General features: G+C 66.1%; 17 protein-coding genes. 7 read left to right on the top strand and 10 right to left on the bottom strand.

The window, feature by feature from the left end; all coding sequences use genetic code 11:
• The first annotated feature begins 79 nt into the window (after positions 1–79).
• The 4 genes from AC1Q7F_RS12505 to AC1Q7F_RS12490 all read left to right on the top strand — a co-directional run bounded on the left by AC1Q7F_RS12505 (position 80) and on the right by AC1Q7F_RS12490 (position 4924).
• Complete coding sequence (locus tag AC1Q7F_RS12505) at positions 80–574, top strand: hypothetical protein (protein WP_492507226.1); 495 nt, start codon at positions 80–82, stop codon at positions 572–574.
• 97 nt (positions 575–671) lie between these two features.
• Complete coding sequence (locus AC1Q7F_RS12500; RefSeq protein WP_492507224.1) at positions 672–863, top strand: hypothetical protein; 192 nt, start codon at positions 672–674, stop codon at positions 861–863.
• A gap of 144 nt (positions 864–1007) precedes the next feature.
• Positions 1008–4535: a PAS domain S-box protein gene (locus tag AC1Q7F_RS12495; protein WP_492507222.1), complete on the top strand. Its 3528-nt coding sequence runs from the start codon at positions 1008–1010 to the stop codon at positions 4533–4535.
• Complete coding sequence (locus tag AC1Q7F_RS12490) at positions 4532–4924, top strand: response regulator (RefSeq protein ID WP_492507220.1); 393 nt, start codon at positions 4532–4534, stop codon at positions 4922–4924. The genes AC1Q7F_RS12495 and AC1Q7F_RS12490 overlap by 4 nt, the downstream gene beginning before the upstream one ends.
• Before the next feature lie 39 nt (positions 4925–4963).
• Here the strand turns inward: AC1Q7F_RS12490 and AC1Q7F_RS12485 are convergent, their stop codons facing one another.
• The 6 genes from AC1Q7F_RS12485 to AC1Q7F_RS12460 form a co-directional block, all read right to left on the bottom strand.
• The gene (locus tag AC1Q7F_RS12485; RefSeq protein ID WP_492507218.1) at positions 4964–6355 is read right to left on the bottom strand and encodes an FAD/NAD(P)-binding protein; all 1392 of its coding nucleotides are present in this window, start codon (positions 6353–6355) and stop codon (positions 4964–4966) included.
• A gap of 114 nt (positions 6356–6469) precedes the next feature.
• Positions 6470–6922: an RrF2 family transcriptional regulator gene (locus tag AC1Q7F_RS12480; RefSeq protein WP_492507216.1), complete on the bottom strand. Its 453-nt coding sequence runs from the start codon at positions 6920–6922 to the stop codon at positions 6470–6472.
• An 83-nt stretch (positions 6923–7005) separates the two neighbouring features.
• The gene (locus AC1Q7F_RS12475; protein WP_492507214.1) at positions 7006–9960 is read right to left on the bottom strand and encodes an ATP-binding protein; all 2955 of its coding nucleotides are present in this window, start codon (positions 9958–9960) and stop codon (positions 7006–7008) included.
• Positions 9961–10063: 103 nt separating this feature from the next.
• Entirely contained in the window at positions 10064–10645 is a 582-nt protein-coding gene (gene greB / locus AC1Q7F_RS12470; protein WP_492507212.1) for a transcription elongation factor GreB, read from the bottom strand.
• A 77-nt stretch (positions 10646–10722) separates the two neighbouring features.
• A complete protein-coding gene (locus tag AC1Q7F_RS12465) occupies positions 10723–11220 on the bottom strand; it encodes an arsenate reductase ArsC (protein ID WP_492507210.1) in 498 nt (165 codons plus the stop codon).
• A gap of 111 nt (positions 11221–11331) precedes the next feature.
• Positions 11332–13587 carry a helicase-related protein gene (locus AC1Q7F_RS12460; protein WP_492507208.1) on the bottom strand — a complete coding sequence of 752 codons (2256 nt, stop codon included), beginning with the start codon at positions 13585–13587 and terminating at the stop codon, positions 11332–11334.
• Positions 13588–13758: 171 nt separating this feature from the next.
• Here AC1Q7F_RS12460 and AC1Q7F_RS12455 point away from each other — a divergent pair, with 171 nt between their 5' ends.
• On the top strand, positions 13759–14820 hold the full coding sequence (locus AC1Q7F_RS12455) for an adenylate/guanylate cyclase domain-containing protein (protein ID WP_492507206.1): 1062 nt from the start codon (positions 13759–13761) through the stop codon (positions 14818–14820).
• Here the strand turns inward: AC1Q7F_RS12455 and AC1Q7F_RS12450 are convergent.
• Entirely contained in the window at positions 14799–16379 is a 1581-nt protein-coding gene (locus AC1Q7F_RS12450; RefSeq protein WP_492507204.1) for an ABC transporter substrate-binding protein, read from the bottom strand. The genes AC1Q7F_RS12455 and AC1Q7F_RS12450 overlap by 22 nt on opposite strands.
• 161 nt (positions 16380–16540) lie before the next feature.
• Here AC1Q7F_RS12450 and AC1Q7F_RS12445 point away from each other — a divergent pair, with 161 nt between their 5' ends.
• Positions 16541–16933: a DUF983 domain-containing protein gene (locus AC1Q7F_RS12445; RefSeq protein ID WP_492507202.1), complete on the top strand. Its 393-nt coding sequence runs from the start codon at positions 16541–16543 to the stop codon at positions 16931–16933.
• Positions 16930–18309, top strand: a complete 1380-nt coding sequence (locus AC1Q7F_RS12440) for an aminotransferase-like domain-containing protein (protein ID WP_492507200.1) — start codon at positions 16930–16932, stop codon at positions 18307–18309. Before AC1Q7F_RS12445 ends, AC1Q7F_RS12440 begins: the two co-directional genes overlap by 4 nt.
• Before the next feature lie 50 nt (positions 18310–18359).
• Here the strand turns inward: AC1Q7F_RS12440 and AC1Q7F_RS12435 are convergent, their stop codons facing one another.
• The 3 genes from AC1Q7F_RS12435 to AC1Q7F_RS12425 form a co-directional block, all read right to left on the bottom strand.
• A complete protein-coding gene (locus tag AC1Q7F_RS12435; protein WP_492507198.1) occupies positions 18360–20171 on the bottom strand; it encodes an alpha-amylase family glycosyl hydrolase in 1812 nt (603 codons plus the stop codon).
• 258 nt (positions 20172–20429) lie between these two features.
• On the bottom strand, positions 20430–21932 hold the full coding sequence (locus AC1Q7F_RS12430) for a tryptophan halogenase family protein (RefSeq protein ID WP_492507196.1): 1503 nt from the start codon (positions 21930–21932) through the stop codon (positions 20430–20432).
• 361 nt (positions 21933–22293) lie between these two features.
• Complete coding sequence (locus AC1Q7F_RS12425) at positions 22294–25161, bottom strand: TonB-dependent receptor (protein ID WP_492507194.1); 2868 nt, start codon at positions 25159–25161, stop codon at positions 22294–22296.
• Positions 25162–25671: the final 510 nt, after the last annotated feature.

The raw sequence follows: 25671 nt of genomic DNA, 5'->3' as shown, positions 1-25671 counted from the left end.
AGAGACGTCACGGGCCTTTCATTTCTCCACTGCCGTTCCCGGCGATTCGGTTTATACCTTTCGTTGGAGGTGTAGCGGGATGCAGATCAAGACCACCGATCGGGCTATACAGTTGCAGCTGGCCTTGCTGCAGGAAGACCTTGCCCGGCTTCAAAACCGATGCGCCGGGTTGACCATCCCGCCCGATGTCACCGTCGCACTGCGACAATTCAAGGAGCTGGGGCCGGCGTTCGAGGCGGTGGCCGCCTTCACCTCCGTGCTGCGGTCCAACACCGTCAGCCTGGATGTCGAGCGGCGTGCCCAGGTGGAGGGGCAGTTGCGCCAGCTGACCGTCGCCCTGTGGCAGTTGCACCTATCCGCCGTGGCGCCCCGGCTGGAAAGGATGGTGGCCAATATCGGCCACATGCCCATCGGTACCCGCTTCGTCCTGCAACGCTGGGTCAAGCAGCTGAATGAGTTGCGCGAGGAGGAGGAGACGGTGTCCGGGCTGGACCCCGCTCTGCTGGGCCGGGTGGAGGAGATGGCACGCCATCTGGCCGAGGCCGCCCCCGATCTCATGGATTTCGGGCGCTGACCCGGCAGCTTCTAGCCAACCTGCCCGGGTCCTGTGTTAAGATCACTCATCGGCCGGCCTTTCCCGATGCCGGCGCCAAAGGAACATTGCGCGCATCATGAGCAGCATTCTCGATATCCTGAAGCCCTATGGCCGCCCCAGCCCCAAGGAGGAGTCGGTTCTGGACGCCATCCTGGAACGTCTGGGCCGCGGCGGCCTGTCGCCCGAAGATGCCATCGACGAGATCATCGAACGCCTGAACTGGCCCCTGGAGCGTGCTGCCGCCGAGGTGGACGGCTACCTGGAATAGGCACGCTTCGCGTTTCTATGCTTTGGGATAGGGTGGTGCCGTGATGCTGGCCTACCCGGCCTGATTGAGTCATCGTCGCATGGTCGCGCTGTGCGGGCGGTGGTGCCGTACCCGGACAGGAACAGCCGCCCGGATCGGCATCCCATGCGCTTGCGCTTGCTCATTCCCCTGTTGATCCTGGTCATGGCCGCGTCCCTGGTGGCGCTGGCCGTCATGGGGCTTGTCCGCGACTGGGAAGACAAGAGTGCGGCCGACCGGTTCCTGGCCGCCAACCAGGCCCGCGGCGACCTGGCGGAACTGGCCGGCAACTGGGCACTGGAACGCGGTAGCGCCTATGTGCTGCTGGCCCGGCCCGAGCCAGTGGCCGAGGCGCGGCTGCTGCATCTGCATGAGGTGCGCCGGCATGCCGACGCGGAGATGGACGGACTGCTGGCCCTGCTGACCTCTCCCCACAACGCGCCGCGCGGCGGAGAGGAGCTGGTTGCAGGCCTGACAAAGGCACGCCGTGCCCTGGCCGACCTGCGCGAGGAGCTGGACCAGGCGCTGGTCCGGCCCGGCGCATCCCGCCCCCCGTCATTGGCGGAGCGCTGGTTCGGCACGCTGACCGCGCTGATCGACCAGGCCCGCAATACGCATGAGGCGCTGGCCGACCGGTCGCCCGTCATCGATCCGCTGATCGCCGCCCATGCACAACTGCGCCAGTCCGCCTGGATCGCGGCAGAGCAGGCGGGCCGCAGCCGGGCGCTGCTGTCGGCTGCCCTGCTGCGCGGCAATGGCCCGGCCCTTAGCCAAACCCTGGCGGAGACGGAGACGCGCTTCGTCCTGGCCTGGGAGAATGTGCGCCAGCTGGCCGCACGCGGGGATGCGGGGATGGCCCCGGTGCGTGTTGCCGTGACGGCGGCCGACAGCACGATGGCCGATCGTGTGAACCCGTTCCATCGCGGCGCCCTGGATGCGGCACGCAGCGGCACCATCGATCCCGTCATGGCCGATGACTGGTTCTCCATCGCCACCCTGGGCATCAATGCCATTCAGGATGTGCAGGCGGCATCGCGCGCCGTGACGGATATGCGGGCCCGCGAACTGTCGCAGGAGGCATTGCTCAGCCTGGCCAGGGGCGTGCTGCTCTGCCTCGCCACATTGGCCATCGGGACCGCGGCCCTGCTGCTGGTGCAATGGCGGGTATTGCGGCCGCTGGCAGCATTGACCGACCTGTTCGAACAGATCGCCCGGGGAAAGACGGATGTGGCCATGCCCGACATCACCCGCCCGGACGAGGTGGGCGACCTGGCCCGGGCCGCCACTGCCTTCCGCGCCGCCCATCTGGCCGGCGCCCATCTGGCCGAGACGCTGCGCCGGCGCGAGCATCTGCTGGATCTGTTCATCCGCCACACGCCGGCCGCCATCGCCATGCTGGACACAAACATGCGCTATGTCGCCGTCAGCCGGCGCTGGCTGTCGGACTACGAACTGGGCGACCGCGACCTCATCGGCCGCGGCCACTACGAGATCTTCCCGGAGATCGATGAACGCTGGCGCGACATCCACCGGCGCTGCCTGCTGGGCGAGCATGCAAGCGCCGACGAAGACCAGTTCGTGCGCATGGATGGCTCCATCATCTGGGTTCGCTGGGCCATCCATCCCTGGTACGACATCGATGGCCAGGTCGGTGGCATCATCATGTTCACGGAGGTGGTGACGGCCCGCAAGCAAGCGGAGGACAAAACGCGCCGCCTGGCAACGGAGTTGCAGGCCATCGTCGATAGCGCCGCCAACGCCATCATCGTCACCGATCCCGACGGCACCATCCGTTCCTTCAACCGCGGGGCCGAGCGTATGCTGGGCTACCAGGCCGAAGATATGGTGGGCAAGGCCACACCCCGGATGTTCCATGACCCGGAGGAGATGGAGGCCGCCCTGGCCAAGCTGACGGCCAGCCAGGGCCAGGCCCCGGCCGACCCGTTCGAGGTGTTCGTCCATCGCGCCCGTCAGGGCAAGCGCGACCAGCGGGAATGGACCTATATCGCCCGCGACGGCCGGCGCGTACCCGTATTGCTTTCGGTGACCGCCATTCGCGACTGCAGCGACCATATCCAGGGCTTCCTGGGTGTTGCCAACGACATCTCGCATCTGAAAGAGATGGACCGGCTGAAATCGGAGTTCATCTCAACGGTCAGCCATGAGCTGCGCACACCGCTGACGGCCATCCGTGCCTCGCTGGGGATGGTCAATTCCAACATGTTCGGGACCCTGCCGGAAGAGGCGCGCCAGCTGACCGATATCGCCCAGCAAAGCACGGAGCGCCTGATCCGGCTGATCAACGATCTGCTGGATGTGGAGAAGATCGCATCGGGCAAGATGCATTTCGACCTTTCCCCCCGCCCGCTGGCCGATCTGATGAGGGATGCGATCCAGGGCAGTGCCGCCCTGGCCGAGCGGGCGGACATCCGTCTGGTGGCCGGGCCGGTCGTACCGGCCACCGTGCTGATCGATCCCGACCGGCTGGCCCAGGCCTTCGCCAACCTGATCAGCAACGCCGTCAAATTCTCCCCCGCCGGCAGCACCGTCACCCTGTCGGCCCGGATGCTGGCGGATGGCTGGGTGCGCACGACGGTCGCCGATCAGGGCATCGGCATCGACGAGGCCTTCCGCGCCCGCGTCTTCCAGCGTTTTGCCCAGGCCGACGGTTCCGACAGCCGGGCCAAGGGCGGCACGGGCCTGGGCCTGGCCATCACGCGGGAGATCGTGGAACGCCAGGGCGGGCGCATCAGCTTCGACAGCGAGCCGGGCGAAGGTACGCGCTTTCATATCGACCTGCCCGTCCAGGCGACCTTGCCCCCGCCGACGGCGGAGATGACCGACGAGCCGATGGGGAGGGAAAGCAGCGGCCACGGCGCCGGCATCCTGATCTGCGAGGATGATCCCCATATCGCCCGCCTGCTGTCCATGATGCTGGGTCGGGCCGGCTTCGCGCCTGTCATCGCCGCCAATGCCGGCGAGGCCATGACGCTGCTGTCGCGGCAGCGGTTCCAGGCCATGACCTTGGACCTGATGCTGCCCGACCTGCCGGGCATCAGCCTGTTCCGCGCCATCCGGGCCCAGCCGGAAACCCGCGACCTGCCGGTCATCATTGTCACTGCCATCGGCGATGGGGATCGTGGGGCCATCGAGGGCGAGGCCGTGGGCATTATCGACTGGCTGTCCAAGCCCATCGACGAGGGCAGGCTGATCACCGCCCTGCACCGCGCCGTCCGCGACCGGGCCGGCGACCGGCCCCGGCTGCTGCATGTGGAGGATGACGCCGATATCCGCGCCGTCGTGGAAAGGCTCCTATCCGATCAGGCGGAAATCCTCGCCGCCGCCACCATGGCCGAGGCGCGGGAGCTGGCCGCCGGCCAGACATTCGATGTCGGGATCATCGATATCGACATGCCCGACGGCTGCGGTCTGGATGTCATCCAGTTCCTGCGCGACCGGCGTGGGGAGCCCGTACCCATCGTCGTCTTCACCGGCGCCGACGCGGGTCCGGTGGATCTGCGCCAGGTGACCGCCACCCTGGTCAAGTCGCGCGCCCGCAATGAGGAACTGGTGGACACGATCCGCCGCCTGATACATAGGATGGCCCCCGATTTGGAAACCCATGCACCGTCCCCTGTGGAGTCCCCGCCATGATCCCTGTGCTGGAGCGCATCCTCTATGTTGACGATGAGGAAATGCTGCGCACGGTCACCAACCTGGCGCTGACCCGCATCGGCAAGTTCACGGTCGAGCTTTGCGACAGCGGCACCAAGGCCGTGGAGACTGCCAAGCGGTTCAAGCCCGACATGATCATGCTGGACGTGATGATGCCCGGCATGGATGGCCCCGCGACCCTGCGGGCCCTGCAGGACGATCCGGAAACAGCATCCATCCCCGTCATCTTCATCACGGCCAAGGTTCAGCCGCGCGAGGTGGAGGCCTTCAGGGCCCTGGGCGTGGTGGATATTATCGCCAAGCCCTTCGAGCCGATGGGCTTGGCCGGCCAGGTCCGCGGGGTCTGGGAACGTTTCCACGGCGGATAAGCGGGCGGTCGATACCAGGCGCGTGCACGCGGGAGGCCGCTAAAGCCCCGCCTCCGCCAGGAGGATGCCGGCCAGCTTCCGGGCCTGCACCCGGATATCGGGCACGGCCGTGATCTCCCACAAGGTGCCCCGCATGATCGGCCCCATGGCGTAAAGTCCCGGCACGACCCCGCCCGCCCGGTCCAGCAACCGGCCCCCGCCATCGGTATCCAGCCCCAGGCGCAGCGGATCGGGTCGCACCAGCCCCGCATCCAGCAACCCGCGCAGCAGCGGGTCATGGGTGCCGGCGATATCGCCGCCGGGGCCCACGCAATTAATGGCATGGCGGATGGACAGTTCTTCCCCCGCCGGCCGGCCGCGCGGACGCAGCCGCAGGCAGAGATCCTCCTCCTTGCCCGCCGACAGCCGCTCCAGCCGCCCGGCCACCACCCGCAACCGGCCGGCAGCGATCATGGCGCGCAGCCTCTCATCGACCGGCGGGGCCAGCCGGTGGCGATGTACATCCCACCAGGGCCGTAGATGGCGCAGGAACCGCGCGCGCATATCCACCGACATGCCATGCCAATAGGCACCGGTGCCGCCCCGCAGACTGTCGATGACGAAATGCCAGGACCGTCCCTCCGCATCGGCCGCCCGCACCGCCGCGCGCACGCTGTGCAGCGCCGCCGCCAACGATGGCCCTATGGGCGGCGGCACCTGCGGCACCGTGGGAGCGGCGGCCGACCCGTGACGGCGCGGCAGCAGACCGCGCCGCGACAAGGCCAGGATCGGCCCCTCATGCCCCTGGTCGGCCAGCGACAGGGCCACGTCCACCATGGTCAGGCTGGTGCCCAGCAACAGCACCGAATCCGTCTTGCCGATCCGGGCCAGCGCCTTGGGTGCCCAGGGATCGGTCTGGAACCGGAATGATCCAAGCAGATCCTTGTCCACGCCTGGTGGTGGATCGGGCGGAAAATTCCCCACGGCCAGCACGGCACCATCGACATCATAGGATCGGCCCACATCCGTGGTCAGGCGGAAGCCGCCTTCCGGCAAACGGGTCAGGGATACGGCATCATCGGCCACCAGCACCAACCGCCCCACCGCTTCCGACCGCATGGCCGCCTGCGACAGCATCTCCTGCAGATACTGGCCATAGGTGGCGCGGGCCACGAAACCCGCCGCATCGACATTATCGTTCCGGCATCGTAACCAGTCCAGGAAATGGCCGGGCTGATCGGGAAAGGCGCTCATATTGCCGGCGCGGACATTCAGCAGATGCGCGCCATGGCGGGTGCTGTAGGCGACACCCTTGCCAAAGCCCCGCGCCCGTTCCACCAGCAGGATACGGGGGGCTGCCGATCCGGCCGCCAGAAGATGCAGCGCCACCAGCGACCCGCTGAAGCCCGCACCGATCACGGCGACTGTCGGACGTCGGGCGCGGTCCGTCATGCGGGGCTGTCTCCATGGCTGGCGGCATTATCCTATACGTAGAATAGGGAATAACGCCGGGCCGGAGTCAAGCCGAATGCCGGTGATGATTTGGTGAAGCAGAACGAACCGCCGTCAGATGACGAAGTCCATCGGGTGGCTCAGCGACCGGCGGCGGCGCGAGGCTTCGGCCAGGGTACAGCGGTCCAGCACGGTGGCCATGGCATCGCGGGCCTTCAGCATGGCCCAGCGGATGACGCAGGTGGCCGCGTCTTCGCAATCTTCGCAGGGCTCGAACTTCAGACGGCTGGCGCAGCGGATGGGGGCCAGCGTGCCGTCGATGACCCGGATGATATCACCCACTGACAGGTTCTCCGGTGCACGCGCCAGACGATAGCCGCCATGGCGACCACGCTGGCTCTGTAAAAGCCCCGCCTTGCGCATGTCCAGCAGGATGGCTTCCAGGAACTTGGCCGGAATATTCTCCGCTGCCGCAATCTCCGCAATCTGAACTGTCGTTGCGTCTTCGTAATGATCAGCCAGATGGATACAGGCGCGAAGGGCGTACTTGGCCCGCTGGGTGAGCATCGAGGGTCATACTTTCCAGCACGGAACGATAGCATACTTCATGGCGCTTCCCGGCACGGATGGCAAGGGGGCGATTGCGCCGATCAGCCAACCTTTTCAGGAGCCGTATCCTGCGCCGTGGCTGCGCGCGACAGCTCCGGGATACGGTCGGCCAATGCCACCTGCGCCCGCCCCGACGCCTCCACCAGCCGGGCCAGCGGCCCCGCCACACTCTCCCGGTCGGCGCCGTTATCGATGGCCTGTTCCAGGTTGCGCGCCGCTTGCGACAGTTCCATCAGCCCGAAATTGCCGGCCAGCGACACCATGGAATGGGCATGACCACGCAGTATGTCCAGCGGCGTGGCCGGCTCGGTGGCGATGGAAACGCGCTGGCGCAGCGATGTCGCCACTTCCTGCAACATGGTCAGCAGGGCCCCGGCCCCCATCAGCATTTCCAGCTGCGACTGCATGGCACCCGACATCACCTCGGCGTCCGGCATCTGGGCAACACCGCCCGGCTCGGGCACGGGCAGCGGCGCCGGACCGATGCGCTGTGACCAGCGAGCCAGCGCGGCGATCAGGTGGCTGGCCTCGATCGGCTTGGCAATATGGTCGTCCATGCCGGCCTCGCGGCAGCGCTCCACCTCTGACGGCAGGGCATTGGCGGTCAGAGCCACGATGGGGATGCGCCCGGCGGCCGATGGCAGGGCGCGGATGACCCGCGTCGCCTCCAGCCCATCCATGCCCGGCATTTGCACATCCATCAGCACCAGATCATAGGACTGGCGCTGCACCGCCTCCACGGCGGCGATGCCATCCATGGCGACATCGACCTTGTGGCCCGCCCGTTCCAGAATGGCGCGGACCAGCAACTGGTTGACGGGCAAATCCTCCGCCACCAGCACATAGAGCGGCCGGGCCGGCGCCCCCTCCTCCCCCACGCCGGGGGTCGGCAGGGCGGGCCCGTGCGAGGGCGGGTCGGTGGGGCGCAGCGGGATCTCGATCCAGAACAGGCTGCCGCGCCCCGCTTCGCTGGACAGGCCGACACGCCCGCCCATCAGGGTCACCAGCTGCTTGCAGATGGCCAGCCCCAGGCCTGTGCCGCCATAGCGTCGCGCCGTGGAGGCGTCGGCCTGATGGAAGGGCTCGAAAAGCTGTTTCTGGCGTTCGGGTGCGATGCCGATGCCCGTATCCTGAACGGCGATGCGCAGCCGTTGCCACTCACCATCGGTCGCCCCCTCGCCCACGGCGCTGACCGCCAGGGTCACGCTGCCGGCCTGGGTGAATTTCACGGCATTGTTCAGCAGGTTCAGCACCACCTGGCGCACCCGCGTGGGGTCCAGCATCAGCCAGGGCGGCAGGTAGGGCGGCAGGTCCACCTTCAGGGTCAGGCCCTTCTCCTGCGCCATGGGCCGCACCAGTTCGGCACAGGTCTGCAGCATGCCCACCGTGTCGGTCGGCATCTCCTCCAGCTGCAAATGTCCGGCATCGACCTTGGAGAAATCCAGCACATCGTTAATGACGGCCAGCAGGGTGCGGCCAGCTTCGGCCTGCAGGCGGATATAGCGCCGCCGCTCGGCTTCCGGCAGATCGGCCGTGAGCAGCAGATCGGCAAAGCCGATGACCGCGTTCAAGGGCGTGCGCAACTCATGACTGACCGTGGCCAGGAAGTCGGTCTTGGCGCGGGCCGCCGCCTCCGCCTCCCGCCGCGCCTCCAGCAGCGCCTCCTCCTGCGCGGTGCGGTCGGTCACATCGCTGACGGCGCCGAACAGGGCGAAAGGCTTGCCATCGGGCCCGAACTCCACCACCCCGCGCGTCACCACATGCCGCACCTCCCCGCCCGGCCGGATGATGCGCAGGCCCATCTCATAGGAACTGCCCGTGCTCATCGCCGCCTGTACCAGTTCGCGCAGCCGGTCCCGGTCGTCGGGATGGTGGGCGGCCAGCGTGGTCTCCATGGTGGGCTGGAACTTGTCCTTGCGCAGGCCGTGGATGCGATAGACCTCGTCCGACCAGGTCAGGCGCCGGGTCGACAGCTCGAACCGCCAATGCCCGACCATGGCCAACTGCTCACCCAGGCGCAGCAGGCGGTTGGCCTCCGCCAGATCCCGGGCCTGGGCCCGCCGGCGGCGCGATTCATGTTCGAGCGCCCGCATCATCAAACCCAGCCCCAGGCTGGCCACCAGGGCCGCGACCAGCGCCCGCCAGGCCAGGGAACGCCAGGGAGCCAGAATCTCCTCCAGGCCCCGGCCGACGATGGCGACCAGCGGATAGGCGCGGATATGCCGGAAAGCCATCAGGCGACGGATATTGTCAATGCTGCTGGGGCTGTCCAGCACGCCGTTCGACGTCTGCCGCGCCATGGCCATCACGCCACTGTCAGCCATGGACTGGCCCAGGCCGCTGACATTGTCGACATTGCCGGCCCGGCCGGACCGGGCCCGCACGATGCCGTCCATGCCCAGGATATTGACCACCCCCTGATCGCCCAGGTCCAGCTTGTGGAAATAGTTGGAGAGGTAAAAGGGATCGACGGCCATGATGATGACGCCGCCGAAACTGCCATCCGGCAGGTTCAGGCGCAGACTGACCGGCAGCGACCATTTCCCCGACAGCCGCCCCACAATGGGCGGACCCACGAAGATGGTGCCCGTGTCCTGGTGCATATGGATGGCGATATGGGCACGGTCCAGATAGTTGGTGATGCGCGCCTCCGGGCCCATGCCCAGCGTGCTGTCGACCAGATAGCCATCGGGCCCGACCAGGGACATCTGGACGGTGAAGCCGACAGGCATCGTATGCTGTTTCATGAATTCTTGCAGGTGGAAGGCCGACGGATCCGCCTCATACTCCGCCCTGGCCGTGCGCAGCGTCTGCTCCACGGTGGACAGAATCCAGAAGGACTGTTCCTCGAACGCCAGCGCCAGATTGGCAACGTCCCGCCGCGCCTGTTCCAGCGCGCGCTCCCGCTCCAGCCAGAGCAGGCTGCCGGTCCCGGCCCAGATCAGGATCAGCGTCGATGCCAGAACCAGCAGCAGCTTTTTGGACGCGAAGGTCATCGTCCCTCCGGCGACGGACATGGCTGTCCAACGCACCTCATACGGTTGGGCATTAAGTAACAAATCACCAACCGGTATGGTAGACGCAGAAGGTTAGGTTTCGTTAGCGATCAGCTTCATCCGACGTCGGATAGTGGATGGAAACCACTTCCAGCTCCTCCACCCCCGCCGGTGTGCGCAGCATGACCAGATCGCCCTGCTTGGCCTTCAGCAGGGCCCGCGCCACGGGGGAAACCCAGCTGATGCGGCCCGGCCCCATATCAGTCTCATCCACGCCGACGATGGTCACCGTGTTCTCCACCCCATCCTCGCGGGCATAGGTGACGGTGGCGCCAAAGAATATCTGGTCGCGGTGCTTCTGCTTCGCGGGGTCCACGACATTGGCGATTTCCAGACGCTTGGACAGGAATCGCATGCGCCGGTCGATCTCACGCAGCCGCTTCTTGCCATAGATGTAATCGCCATTCTCCGACCGGTCGCCATTGCCGGCCGCCCAATGCACGATCTCCACCACCCGGGGCCGCTCCACGCGCAGCAGGTTCTGCATCTCGCCCCGCATGCGCTCGAACCCTTGGGGCGTGATATGGTTCTTCTGGCCGGGCGGCAGCGGGCTGGGATCGTCGTGACCGTCATCATCGTCCCCCGCCGCGTCGCGGGCATTCTCATTCACCCAGGCCTTGCTCATTCCCGCCACCACCCGCTCCCAAACCGGCGGATGGTTTAACGCGGATGCAGGCGGGAGGGAATGGGGCTTCGTTCCCCTTACCCCGCCATGGCGATATCGGACACGTCCGACGCCGTCAGGCGGGCCAGGCGGTGGTCGGGCAGGGCACAGAGCAGCTTGACCCGGCGTTCCACCATGCCGAACACCAGGTTCAGCAACGCCCGGCGCTCCGTCTCCGACCCTTCCAGGGCCAGCGGATCGGGGAAGCGCCAATTGACGATCATCGGATTGCCGGTCCAGGCCGGCTGTGGCAGCACGGCCGACTGTTCGCAGACATGGAAAACAAAATCCAGGTCGGGCGCATCGGGACCGGTGAACAGGTCCCACTGCTTGGGCCGCAGATTTTCCGTATCGATGCCGACCTTGTGCAGCAGGTCCAGGGTAATCGGATCCGCCGTCTCGCGCGGTTCCGGCCCGGCGGAGAAGGTCTCGAACCGGCCCGCCCCCCATTTGCGCAGCAGCCCTTCGGCCATCAGGCTGCGCGAGGCGTTGCGGCGGCAAACGAACAGCACGTTGAACGGACGGTCAGGCGACATCGGAAGGGCCCCGTTTGCGGCATGGAAACCGGGCCGGACTATCCGATGGATCGACGACAGGATTGTCTCGGTTTGATGTCAGTTGCGTGAAGGCTGAGGAAAATCACTCTCCTATCCCTTACGCGGGCCGTAGCGTTTCTTGGGCGCACCGCGGAAGCCCTGCGGCGGCTTGGGCTTGCCGCCGCCGCCAGGACGCCCGCCACCGCCGGGCTTGCCCATGCGTTGCCGCCGTGCCGTGCTGGCCAGCAGTTCCGACAGACGCCCCGCCACCTCGGCCCGGCGTTCCTCCACCGCCTTGCGGTCGGGGAACAGGCGGGCGAACTTGCGGCTGGCCCAGTAGTAAAGATCACAGGAGCGCGACAGCTCCTCCAGCCCGTAATCATCCAGCCGTTCCATGCGCAGCGGCACGACCAGGCCCAGCGGCACCGGCTCATCCTTTTCCACGGCACGGAGCATCTGGTTGAAGAAGCGGGCATCCACTTCCTTCTCCAGATCGGCCGGCATGAACAGCAGGCTCAGCTTCTCCTCGAACCCGATGCTGCGCTCATCCAGCGCCTGAGCCAGACGGCGCAGCGCCGACAGATCGGCCACACGGTACGGGCTGCCCGTCGTCCGTGCCGCCGCGAAGCAATCGACCAGCAGCATCATGCTGTCCCGCCCGACGCGGGTCGCCAGTCGCGCCACCATGGCCCGCGTCGGCCGCACGGTCAGCGCCCGGCGCGGCCCGAAGGACGGGTCGGGCCGGGTCCAGATGGTGCGCAACTGCTGCGGCGTGCCCTTGCCGACCACGCCGAACTCGCCCTCCTCATGATGGCCATAGCGGCCGGCGCGGCCGGCAATCTGTTTCAGTTCGGCCGGCGACAATTCGCGCTGCTCCACCCCGTCATATTTTTCCAGGGTGGTGAACAGCACGCGGCGGATGGGCAGGTTCAGGCCCATGCCGATGGCGTCGGTGGCCACCACCACATCGGCCTCGCCATTGGTGAAGCGCTCCGCCTCACGCCGCCGCACCTCCGGCGCCAGCGCGCCATAGATCACGGCGGCCGTCATGCCTTTGGCCTGCACGATGTCGCGGACCATGTGGACATTGCGGCGGGAAAAGGCGATCAGGGCATCGCCCTTGCGCACATCCTCATATTCCAGCCGTTGATCCAGCATATGCAGCGGCTGCTTGCGCTCCAGCCGCACCACCTCCAGCGGCTCCCCCAGATATCCCGCCACCCGTTCAATCAGCGGCAGCGCTTCCGGTGCGCCCAGCAGATAGACAGTGCGCGCCGCCACGCCCATCAGCGCCGCCGTCCAGGCCCAGCCGCGATCCTTGTCGGCCAGCATCTGGATTTCGTCGATGACGGCCACATCCACGATCTGCTCCGGGTCCAGCATTTCGATGGTGGATGCCAGATGCCGGGCACCGGGCACCCGGATTTCCTCCTCGCCCGTCAGCAGGGTGGTGGGCGTGCCCTCACGGTTCAGCCGGTCCATGACCTCCAGCGCCAGCAGGCGCAGGGGCGCCAGATAGACGCCCTGCTCCGCCTCATGCAGGGCCGCCATGGCGCGGTGGGTCTTGCCGGAATTAGTGGGGCCGACGACGGCCACCAGCTTGCGGCCCATGGCACGCGCCGTGGGGAACAGCCGTTCGAACTTGGCGAAGTCAAACTCGGTATTCACGAAGGTCCGGCCCCGCGCCACCGCCCGCTCCCGCAGCCAGGTGTCGGCCGTCTCCTCCCACCGGCGCAGGATGTCATTGGGCTGATGGTTGGTGCGGGCCACGCGGTAGAGGCGCTGGGCCAGGTTTTCGAAGGTCCAGCTATCGTCCGCCTCCCCCACCGCGGCGCGGAGCTGCCATAGCCGGCCCGACACGTCGGACAGGGCCTGTTCCAGCAACTGCGCCAGCTGCGGGTCCTCCACCAGCCGCTGGCGCAGGGTGTCGTCGTCCAATCCCGTCAGCTCATCGATATCGAAGCTGCGGCTGACCTCCAGCCGGATAGGGCCGGGAATGTCGGGGAAGGATAGTTCGTCATGGGCGCGGGCGCGCACCCGGCTCTTGGCCTCCGCCGACAGCAGGGTGACATGGGTGCCCTCCAGCGCGCGACGGCCCTGTTCCAGCAGTTCCGACCGCCGGACCAAGCGGGCCACCAGCCCCTCGATCTCCAGCGCCACGGCGTCGCGCCTTTCGGCCAGCACCACCAGATCGCGCCGTCCCTGCGGCAGCGGCAGGCCCAGCGGCACCATGCCATAGGCGGCCGCCTGCTCCACCCGGTCCAGGCCCAGGCGTCCGATGGTGGTGATTTCCGGGTGATGCCGGGCGACGGCGAAGACAAGGTCCGGTTCCATCGGGACGGACGGTTCCGGGGACAGGTTATCCATGGGAGTTCAGGCACCAGACAAAAAGAAAGCGATGTTGCAGGCGCACAATATGCGCCTGAAAGCGGCTTTTGCCCAGGGGCAGCAGGGATGGGGCTGTGTGCGCCGTCATTGCATCCCCGCCCGCGCGTGATAGCGTGCCCGGCGCACCGCCCGCGTAAGAAGGCTGCCGCCATGGTCCCCATCAGTGATGAAGCCGCCCAGGATCGGGGTTCTACTACGTGGCGCGAGCGCACGCGGACCCTGCGCCGCTGGCTGATGGTGCTGTTGATCGGCGGGACGCTGGGCTTTCCCATCGCGCATTGGGCCGGGGTGTCGTTGCCCATTTCCATCGTGTTCGGCGCATGCATCGGTGGCCTGTGCCTGGCCTTCAAGCATCGGCTGCTGCTGCCGGGACTGCACACCCGCATCGGCGATCTGCCGCGCGGCTTCGGGCTGCCGGCGCTTTATCTGACCCATGGCGGGCTGATCATCGTGGGCATCGCGCTGGCCCATATCATCAATGCCAGCACCGGGCTGGATGTGGATGACGGGTCGCCCAATATCGATTTCTTCCAGGTCTTCTCCTATTCCGCCGCGTCGGTGGTCCTGCTGCTGCTGCTGGACCAGAGCCGCAGCCTGATCGGCAATCCGGTGTTCTTCGCCCTGATCACCGGCCGCTATTCACGGCCCATGGAGGAACAGCGCCTGTTCCTGCAGGTGGACATGGCCAACTCCACGGCCTTGGCCGCCCGGCTGGGCGACCGGGAGGCGATGCGGGTGGTCGGCCGCTTCCTCTATGCGCTGGGCGAGCCGGTGCGCTGCCATGGCGGGGTGATCGACAAATATGTCGGCGACCAGGCCATCATCAGCTGGCGCCTGACGCCCAAGCGGCCCCAGGCGCCGGCCCTGTCTTGCGCGCTTGCCATCCGCCGGGCCCTGACCGGCCTGAACCGGGAGATGGGGGTGGGGCTGGGCTTTCGCATCGCCATCCATGCCGGCCCGGTCATCGTGGCCCAGGTGGGGGACGAGCGGAAGGAGATCACCTATTTCGGCGACACGATCAATTCGCTGGCCCGGCTGGACGGGGTGGCCAAGGATCTGGGCCGCGACATCATCCTGACCGATGCCGCCCTGGCCGCCTGCACGCCCCTGGCGGGGATGGAGCCGACGCCGCTGGGCCCGGTCACGCTGCGCGGGCGCGAAACCCCCATCGGCGTGCTCGGCCTGCCGCCCTATTTCACATCCACGCCGTAGAAATCCAGCCGGGTGGAGGGCGAGGCGCGGAAATCCACCACTTCCGGGCGCACGCCGGTGAAGACCTGCGGATGGGCCACGGGGATCCAGGGCAGGGTCTGGTGGAACAGGGCCTGGGCCTTGAAATAATACTCCTTGCGCGCCGCCTGATCGCCGGTGCGCCGCGCGGCGGTGATCAGGCGGTCCATTTCCGGGTCGCACCAGCGGGCCAGATTGCCATTGCCGGGCTTGGCGGCCTCGCAGGACAGCAGGTCGGACCAGAACCGGTCCACCTCGTCATTCGACCAGCCATATTGGGCCATCGGCGCCTCCCCGAAGCGCACGCGGCGGACATATTCGCCCCATTCGTAGGTCACGATCTTCGCCTTGATCCCCACCTTGGCCAGATCGGCCTGGATCATCTCCGCAATGCGGCGTGGGGCAGGATTGTAGGGGCGGGTGACGGGCATGGTCCACAGCTCCGTCGCGAACCCGTCCTTCAAACCGGCCTCCGTCAGCAAAGCCTTGGCTTTGGCGGGATCGTGGGGGAGGTCCTTGATGGTGTCATCATGGGCCCAATGACCGGGGGGAATCGGTGTGACGGCGGGTTTGGCGGTACCCATATAGGCCTGGTCCAGGATCGCCTTCTTATCCACCGCCAGATTGACGGCAAGGCGGACGCGGGTGTCATCGAACGGCTTTTTCGCCATGTTCATGGCCACATAGCCCACGGACATGGCGTCCACGCCCACCAACCGCACATCCTTGTCCTGGCGCATGCGGCCCAGGTCGGCGGGGTTGGGATAGGTCATGGTGTGGCATTCGCCGGCCTTCAGCTTGGCATAGCGCACGGTGGCATCGGGCACGATGACGAAGACCAGCTGGTCCAGCGGCGCCACGCCGCGCCAGTAATCCTTGTTGGCGCGCATCCGCACCTCCGTATCCAGCAGGTGGCGGATCAGTTGGAACGGGCCGGTGCCGATCGGGTCCAGATCAACCTTTTCCGGGGTGCCGGCCTTCAGCATGGCGGCCCCGTATTCGGCCGACTGGATGGACATGGCGTGGCTGGCGAGCGCGTAGAAGATGCCGGCATCCGGTTCCTTCAGGCGGAAGATGACCTTGTAATCACTCAGCTTTTCCACCGACAGCAGATTGGTGGACAGGCCCAGATTATGGAAGGCCGGATAGATCTTGCCCCCCGCCACGGCGTGATAGGGATGGGTCTTGTCCATCTGCCGGGCGAAGGAGAAGACCACATCGTCGGCATTGAAATCGCGGGTGGGCGTGAACAGCTTGGACCGGTGCCATTTCACGCCCTGACGCAGGGTGAAGATGATGGTCCGCCCGCCATCCGCCAGTTCCCAGCCGGTGGCCAGCTGCGGCTCCAGCTCCAGCGTGCCGCGCTTCACATTCACAAGCTTTTCATAGAGTTGCTGGGCGATATCGTAGGCATTGCCCGAGGTGGAATATTGCGGATTGAGGCTGTCGGGGGCGGCTTCGGCGCAATGGACCAGGGTCTTGGCCTGCGCGGTTCCCACCAGCATCCAGGCCAGCAGCAGCGATCCCACAACCCGCATCATCCATCCTCCAAACCCGATCCATGACAGATCAACATGGGTGGCATGGGGGTGCAAGCGGGGGCTGCGACAAGCTGGCCCCGAGACAAGCCGGTGGATCACGTGTATGGATAAGACAATTGCCATACAATCCCATCTGTATGGCCATACAATGGAGAGCCGTCATGGCCGGCAAGCAGAAGGTCGATTTCGCCACCACCCCCTTCGGGCTGGGCATCAAGGGGCTGTGTCCGCATTGCCGGCAAGGGTCGATCTTCGACGGTTATCTGAAGCTGGCCAAGAACTGTCCGAACTGCGGATTGGACATGTCGTTTGCCGATCCGGCCGACGGGCCGGCGTTCTTCACCATGTCGATCGTCAGCTTTCCGCTGACCGGGTTCGCGGTGTGGCAGGAGATGGTGTTCCAGGCGCCGTACTGGGTGCATCTGTTCACCACCTTGCCCGTGACCGTTCTGTCGGTCCTGGCCTTGCTGCGGCCGTTGAAGGGCTGGCTGGTCTGTGCCCAGTATATGAACAAGGCCGAGCAGGGCCGGCTGGACGAGGGCGGGGATGAATGAGTGACTGGACGCCCCCTGCCCTGCCGCCCGGTGTGCCGCTTTATCGCGCCATTGCCGACGCCATGGCCGCCGACATCGCCTCGGGCGCGCTGAAGCCGGGGGCGAGGCTGCCCACGCACCGGGCGCTGGCCGATGCGGTGGGGGTCGACCTGACCACCATCACGCGGGCCTATGCCGATGCGCGGGCGCGCGGGCTGGTGGAGGCGTCGGTGGGGCGCGGGACCTTCGTGGCCGATACCGCCCGCCAGCCCCCGCCGCCACCGGTGGAGCTGGACCTGTCGATGAACCTGCCGCCGCAGCCGCCTAGCGCCAATCTGGCGGCACGGCTGGCGCGGACCATGGCGGGGCTGACGCGACGGCCCGACCTGACACGCCTGCTGAACTATCAGCCCAATGGCGGCAGCGAGGCCGACCGCAAGGCCGGGGCCAGATGGCTGGCTGGCCGCATCCCCGGCCTGGATGCGTCGCGCGTACTGGTCACCGGCGGGGCGCAGTCCTGCCTGACGGCGCTGCTGACGCTGGAGACCAGCTGGGCCGGCGACGTGTTGACCGATCCCTATGCCTATACCGGCTTCCGTCTCGCCGCCCAGATGCGCGGCCTGCGGGTGACGCCGGTCCAGGCGGATATGCTGGGCATGGTGGCGTCGGCGCTGCTGACGGTGGGGCGCGACAGCCAGGCAAGGCTGGTCTATCTGACGCCCACCATCCACAACCCGACCACAATCACCATGCCGCTGGAACGGCGCCTGGAGATCGTCGAGATCGCACGGGCGCTTAACCTGATCATCATCGAGGATGACGCCTATGGCATGCTGGCCGATCCCGGCCCGCCGCCGCTGGCAGCATTGGCACCGGAGCGGGTCTGGCACATCGCCACCCTGTCCAAATGCCTGACACCAGGCCTGCGCGTGGCCTATCTGGTGGCCCCGCAAGGTGCGGACACCAACCCCATCCGCGCCGCACTGCGCGCCACCTCGCAGATGGCCCCGCCCTTGTCGGTGGCGGCCATCACCGGCTGGATCGAGGATGGCACGGCAACGGAGATCCTGGCCGCCATCCGGCAGGAAGCCATGGAGCGGCAGGAGATCGCCCGGCGCCTGCTGCCGCTGGGATCGATGGCGGCCCATCCCCAGGGGCATCATCTGTGGCTGACCCTGCCGCCCTATTGGACCGACCGCGCCTTCGCCCTGGCCGCCAAGAAGGCCGGCGCGACGGTGGTGCCCGGCTCCAACTTCGCCATGGCGGCGGAACCGCCGCAGAAATATGTGCGCGTGGCGCTGGGTGCCGCCCCGGACCAGCCGGCCCTGACCCATGCGCTGGAGAAGCTGGCCACCCTGATGCGGCATGGGCCGGTGTCGGAGGTGGAGGTGGTGTGAGCGGGGTATAAGCAATAACGGTGGAAGGGACGACAATAGAGGTGCTGCCCTCACCCCCTTCTGCACACCACATAATCCAGCGCCGGCACCGTGACACTGTAGCTCTGCGCCGTGGCCCCGGCCGGTGCGCAGGCCCCGCGCAGGGCGGTCCATTCCTGGCCCGGACCGTCCACGTCGATGCTGACCGACCGTGGCCTGGTGTCGGTGTTGGCCACTATCAGGAACTGTTCGCCCCGATCCTCGTCCACGCGGGAGAAGGCCAGCAGACCCGGTCCCTTGCGTTCGAAGTAACGCACCACGGTCTTGCCCCGGCGCAGACCGGGATGGGCCTGGCGGATGGCGGCCATGTCACGGAAGGCGCGGTAGAGCGCGTGGGTCGGCTGGTAGGCGTCGGCCGTGCGGGGGCCGACGGTGCCCAGTCGTTCCTCTGTATTGAACTGCTTGGAAGCGCTGGCAAACATCGGCTGGCGCGAGGCCTTGTCGTCGCCCAGACCGACGAAGCCCTGTTCATCGCCGTAATAGAGCACGGGCACACCGCGGGAGAAGAACATCAGGGCGTGGCCCAGGGCCACGCGGGCCTGCAGCTCCGCCGCCGTCATCTTGGGATTGGCCTTGCGCAGCTTGAAGGCCAGACGCCCCTGATCATGGTTGGAGATGAAGGTGGCGAGGGTGCGGGCAGCATCGGCCCCGCCGGGATAGAGCCGGTCGCCCCGGAACAGCCGGTCCCATGCGTCCAGATCCCTGCCCTTGCCCAGCGTGTCCAGGGTGGCCGCCGACAGGGCGAAATCCAGGACCGAGGGCAGGCCCAGGATGCCGGTATAGGCGGCCAGATCGGCAACATCATCATTGGCCACCTCCCCGAAAATGATGAAGTTCGGGATGCCCTGGGCCTTGGCGAAGGAGGTCACCTCCGGCACGAAACGGTGCCAGAATTCCGGGTTCACATGTTTGGCCGTGTCCAGGCGGAAGCCGTCGATGCGGTATTCGCGGACCCAGTGCTTGTAGATGTCGATCAGGCCGTCCACCACGGCGGGCTGTTCGGTATAGAGATCGTCCAGGCGAGCGAAATCGCCGAAAATGCTGTCCTCCCCGCTGAAGGTGCTGTCGCCGCGATTATGGTAATGGCGGGGGTCGTTCATCCAGGCGGGGTTCTTCGCCGCCTCCTGCCCGGCGGGGACATAGGGCGTGTAGGCGTAATTGATGTCGGTCAGGGCGGCGTAGTTGGGAATGGTCTGGGCCGCCGGGCGGTCGCCCTGGAAGCCCTGGTTGATGGTGGCACCGTCGGCGGCGCGGCGTGTGGTGGGGTAATCGCCCTTGGAGCGGTAGGGGCAGGGCTTGGCCATGCTGGTGCCGTCGCATTCCCGGTACTGGATGACGTCGCCGGTATGGTTGACGACGATATCCATGATCACCTTGATGCCCCTGGCATGGGCCGCCTGCACGAAAGCCTTGAAGGCGGCGTTGCCGCCCAGATGCGGATCGACATTCAGGAAATCCACGCCCCAATAGCCGTGATATCCGGCCGACAGGCCGCCATCATATTTGTGCACCACCTTGTTGACGACAGGCGGGGTGACCCAGATCGCCGTGACGCCCAGCCCCTGGATATAATCCAGCTTCGCGGTCAGCCCCTGGAAATCGCCGCCATGGAACATGCCGATATCGGTGGGATCGTAGCCGGTCTGTTCCGGCCCGCCGGACAGGCCGCCCCTGTCGCTGGCCGTGTCGCCACTGGCCATGCGGTCGGTGACGACGAAATAGACCACGTCATCGGCAAAGGGCCGGTCGGGGTTCTGCGTCTGGGCCAAGGCGGGGGTGGCCAGGGCCAGCAGGGTGGCGGCTGTCGTCAGCAGGCGGGGCATGGCTCCAACTCCTTGGGGTTTGTTTTTGTTTGGTGAAGTTCCGGGCTGTGAGGGTGCCACCACTCTCTACCGTCACCCCGGCGAAAGCCGGGGCCCAGGCGTAGAGCGGCGTCTGCCGCGATATGAGTCATACCGGCGCTAACCGCGCCTTGACACTGGGCCCCGGCTTTCGCCGGGGTGACGGTAGAGAGGACGGGAATGAGGGTGCCCAGGGGTACGCGGCAGGTTCGTAGTGCGGATTAGCGAAGCGCAATTCGCCTACGAACCTGCCGCACAATTGCGCTGGATGAACTCGGCATGGGTGGGCAGGGTCTTCATTTCATGCGCGATCATGCCTTTCACCTCGGCCAGGAATTCCTTCAGTTCCGCCTCGCTCAACTGGTCGGCCAGCGGGTGCCAGCTGCGCGGGATCACGCCCTGGCCCAGGAAGACCTGAATCCAGTTCACCTCCATGAACAGCTCGTCATAGACGCGGCTGACGCGGCCGTGGGAGGCGAAATAGCGCATGCGGCGGGCCAGTTCGTCGGGGATGTCCATGGTCCGGCAGTCGCGCCAGAATGGACTGTCGTCGCGCTCCGTCGCCTTGTAATGCAGGATGATGAAGTCGCGGATGCGCTCATACTCGCTGCGGGATTTCTCGTTGAAATCCTCGACCTCCACCGCATCGATGCCGTCATTTGGCAGGGCCATCAGCAGGCGCGATACCGCCGACTGCACCAAATGGATCGACGTGCTTTCCAGCGGTTCCAGGAAGCCGCTGGCCAGGCCGATGGCGATGACATTGCGGTTCCACATCTTCCGGCGGCGCCCGGCGGTGAAGCGCAGCAGGCGGGGGTCGGCCTGGGGTTCGCCATCCAGATTGGCCATCAGGATGTCGCGGGCCTGCTCCTCCCCCATATAGCGGCTGGAAAAGACATGGCCGTTGCCGATGCGGTGCTGCAACGGGATGCGCCATTGCCAGCCGGCCGCATGCGCCGTGGAGCGGGTAAAGGGGGTGAAGTCGCCGCCATTGGCACAGGGCACGGCCCAGGCCCGGTCACAGGGCAGCCAGTGCGACCAATCCTCAAACCCCGTGCCCAGCGCCCCCTCGATCAAGAGGCCACGGAAGCCGGAGCAGTCCAGGAACAGGTCGCCTTGAATCCTTGTGCCATCCTCCAGCTCCACCGCCTCCACATGGCCGTTGAAGGCGTTCAGGATGGTGCGACGGATCTTGCCCTCTGTGCGCACCACGCCACGTTCAGTGGAATAGCGGCGCAGATAGGCGGCATAGAGGCCGGCATCGAAATGGAAGGCATGGCCCAGCGGTTCCAGCGGCGTGCGCCGCTGCGGCCCCGGCCGGCCATAGCGCAGGTCGCGGGCGGCCACGGTGTTAAAGACATATTGTTCCCAGTCATGATCCAGGCCCAGTGCGTTTGCCCGGCGCCAGACATGGTGGAACGGGGTCATGCCCAGGGGTCGGCCGACGGCACCGAAGGCGTGCATGTAGCGATGGCCGGGGCGGTACCAGTCCTTGAACTCGATCCCCAGCTTGATGGTACCGTTGGTGGCGCGCAGGAAATCATCCTCGTCGATGCCCAGCACGCGGTTGAAGGTGGCGATGGGCGGGATCGTCGCCTCCCCCACCCCGACCGTACCGATCTCATCGCTTTCCACCAGATGGATCCGGTGGGTCTTGCCGGCCACGCGGGCCAGGGCGGCGGCCGACATCCAGCCGGCGGTGCCGCCGCCGACGATCACGATGGTACGGATGGGTTTGTGCATGGATTGCCGCCTCGGTTCGGGAGGGGTGGAGAGGGTCAGCGAAGCGCGATTGGGGGCGGGGCGTCAATGTACAGGAAGCCGCTATTCGAGGGCGCTTGAGCATCCACCGTCACCCCGGCGAAGGCCGGGGCCCAGAATCACGAGCGCTTTGTTCTACGAACTGGGCCCCGGCTTTCGCCGGGGTGACGGTAGGAGAGGCGTCTACGGTGATGCAAATATCCTAACTTAGCGCCTATGGGCGACAAGCGGGGGTGATGGTGGGGGAGTTGGACCCCTTACAGCCCAGACGTCATGGGAAAAAGCCGCCCTCATAAGAAAAACCCCCGCCGGATGTTGCCGGCGGGGGCGAGGGAGGATGGGGTCAGAACTTGTAGGAAACGCCCAGCAGATAGCGGCTGCCGAATTCCTCGTACCGCTCCACCAGACGGGTGTCGTTCTGGCCATAGGCCACGAACGGCTCGTTGGTCAGGTTGTAGCCCTGGAGCATGATGGTCAGGCCCTGGAGCGAGGAGCCTTCCTGGAACTCGTAGGATACCTGGGCGTCCATCACCGTCTCGCCCTTGGCCATGCGGTTGGCACGGCCCTGGCCGAAACCGGTGACCTCCGCCAGGAACTTGGACCGGTGGTTGGCCGAGACACGGGCCTGGAAACCGTCCTTGTCGTAATAGAAGGTGCCCTGGGCGGTGTATTTGGAATAACCGGGGATCGGCTGCGACGGCTGACCGGGGTCGGGCGTGATGCTGGTCTTGGTGTAGCCGACATTGCCGGTGACACCGAAACCGTCCAGACGCTCGCTGATCAGCTCGAACGGCAGCGACAGGGCGAATTCCATGCCGTAGATGTCGCCGCCATTGCCGTTCACCGGACGCTTGGAATAGCCGGTGAACAGCTTCGGCGTCAGGCCGTTGGTGGGCAGGCCGGTGAAGTCGTAGATGGTCGTTTCACGGTAGATGTAGGTCTTCAGCCACTTGTAATAGCCATTCAGGGCCAGATAGCCGGCATCGGCGAAGTAGAACTCATAGGTGGCGTCGATGGCGTCCGCGATCCAGGGCTTCAGCTTCGGGTTGCCGTTCTTCTCGTCATCGGCACTCCAGGGCGACATCTCGATATTGGTGCTGTTGAGCTTCGCCTCGTTGCCGCCGTCGAATCCATAGGTGAACAGGGCGGATAGCTGGTCCGGCCGGGCCCGCGCCATCTGCCGCGCCGCCGCCAGGCGAATCTTGTGATCCTCATTCGGCAGCGTGAAGATCAGGTTCATGTTCGGCAGGAAGTTATTGTACTTGATGCCGTCGGTGATGGCCTTGAAGCTCTTGTCCGGATTGATGACGGGTGCGGTGGAGCTCTGGTCGGTGCGGATATACTGGGCACCGATATTGCCGGTCAGGCGGGTATCGCCCAGCTGCGCATCGATATCGACCTGGGCATAGCCGGTCCACACCTTCTCATCGATGGAATAGGCCAGATCATCGACGCAGTTCAGGCGCGGGCACTTGACCAGTGAATAGGTACCGTCGGCCAGCAGGTCACGCGGATCGAAGGCCAGCGTATCGCCCAAGCCGATCCAGGACAGGTCCGTCGGCTTCAGCACGGAACCGGACGGTACGGCGATGGAACGCTGGGAAGCGGGGTTCTGCACGTTGGCCGTGGTCACGATGTACCATTCCGGCTGCTCGTACTCCTTGCTGCGGTCGGTGTAATTGGCGCCCAGGGTAACGGCGCTGAACGCCTGGCTGTCGATCTCGCGCTTCACGTCGAAGCGGGCCGTGTACAGCTCGTCCTTGATGTGCGGCTGGTTCAGGTAGCCGTTCTGGTCCAGATTATATTCGACACCGTTGACCAGACCCTTGATCGAGCCGCCGGACCAGCCGCCCGGATCGGTCAGCAGCATCAGGTTGGGGTCGGCATAGTTCAGGTTATGCGTCAGCTGCCAGCCGAAATCGTTGGGCTTGGAGGTATAGCCCACCGTGTCGGTGGCGCCGACACCATTGCGGCCCGTGCCGTAATAGGCCTCAAAGCGCGAGGATTTGCGGTCGGCCGAGCTGTAGCCCAGGTCGGCGGTCACGGTCCAGGCGTCCTTGGTGTATTGGCCGTTCCAGCCGGCGGAGTAGAGGTCGGCCTGCGTCTCGCGGATGTCCGACCGGCCCACGCCCTTGACGCCGGAGAAGCTGCCGGCCGTGACCAGACCGTTTTCCACCGTCGTGGCCGTCGGCACCGCGCCCGACCAGAACAGCGGCAGCTCCACGCCGCGCTGATACTGGACATCGTCGAACTTCGAATAGAAGAAGTCCAAGGAGGTGGCGAAATTGTCCGTCGGCTCATACTGCACGGTGGCGACAACGCCCGTGCGCTTCAGCGTCTGGGAATTGGCCCGGAACTCGCCGCCGCCGATGATATAGGTCGGCGTGGTCGGGATGTTCGGCAGCACCGTCGTGCCGCGCGTGGCCTGCGGATAGTTGCCGTCGCCCCAGAAGCGGGCCGACTTGATCTGCGTCGGCTGGTTCAGGTGCGACACGCCGATGGACAGGCCCAGCGTGTCATTGGCGAAACGGTCGACATAGGTGCCGGAGAAACGGTAGCCGATCTCCTTGCTGTCGCTGTTCAGCTTGCCGTTGGTGACATATTCGGACCGGGCCGACAGGGCGACCACGCGTTCCTTGTAATCCAGCGGTCGGATGGTCTTCAGGTCCACCGTGCCGGCCAGGCCCTGGCCGATGACGCTGGCCTGGGAGGTCTTGTAGACGGCGACACCCGACGAGATTTCGGCCGGATACTGGTCGAATTCCACGCCGCGATTATTGCCGGTCGACACCTGCTCGCGCCCGTTCAGCAGCGTGGCGGTGAAGTCGGGGCCGAGACCGCGCAGGCTGATCACCGAGGCACGGCCATCGACGCGCTGGGCCGCCAGACCGGGCAGGCGGGCGATGCTTTCGGCGATGGAATTGTCGGGCAGCTTGCCGATATCCTCCGCCGTGATCACTTCCACGATCTGCGTGGCGTTGCGCTTCTGCTCGATCGAGGCCTGGATCGACTGGCGGAAGCCGGAGACGATGATCTCTTCCAGCATGGTGTCGCCGCCGGCCGCAGCGGCGGGGGCGGCCTGGGCCACCTGGGTCTCGGCCCGCTGGGTGACGATGCTGTCATCAGCCGCAAACGCGGATCCTGCCTGCACCAGGGCGGCGCCGGCAACCGTCGCCAGCAACGCGAAACGCATTGGATGAACCTTGGACATTCCTCTCACTCCCCATCGACTTGAGCGTCACCGACGCCATTGTTCTTGTTGACCCCTTTTGGCGGGGGCGCAGTTCCTGACCGCAAACAGGCAAGCAACTTCCATTGCCCGCCATTCCTTCCGGGCGCGCAACAACCTTAACGAACGGACGCGACGACAAACCTTCACCCGCAACAGCCTTGGTATTATTGACCGCCCCCCGCCGCCCCTTGATCACAAAGGTGACCAAGTAAAACGGGTGCATCATTCCTGTGCAGAACTTGGGCGACCCGTCGGCGGCGTTAGCAATGGACCCGGTAAAGGGCCCCATTGATCCGGCATGTTGCATCCCGAATTTAGTTACAAACCTTGAAAACGGAGAGCGCGAAAATACGTATGCAGATGATTGCTGCGTTGCGACGCATACGTATTCACTTGCCAGGGCCCCATGAAGCCGTGATGGCAGGCACTGAACCGGTGATTTCCGGGCCGTCGGCAGGGGCGGAAAATACGCACGCATGCATTTCAAAC

Source organism: Niveispirillum sp. GW835-FHT14G11 (genome assembly GCF_058793615.1).
This window is presented reverse-complemented; position numbering and strand designations above follow the sequence as displayed.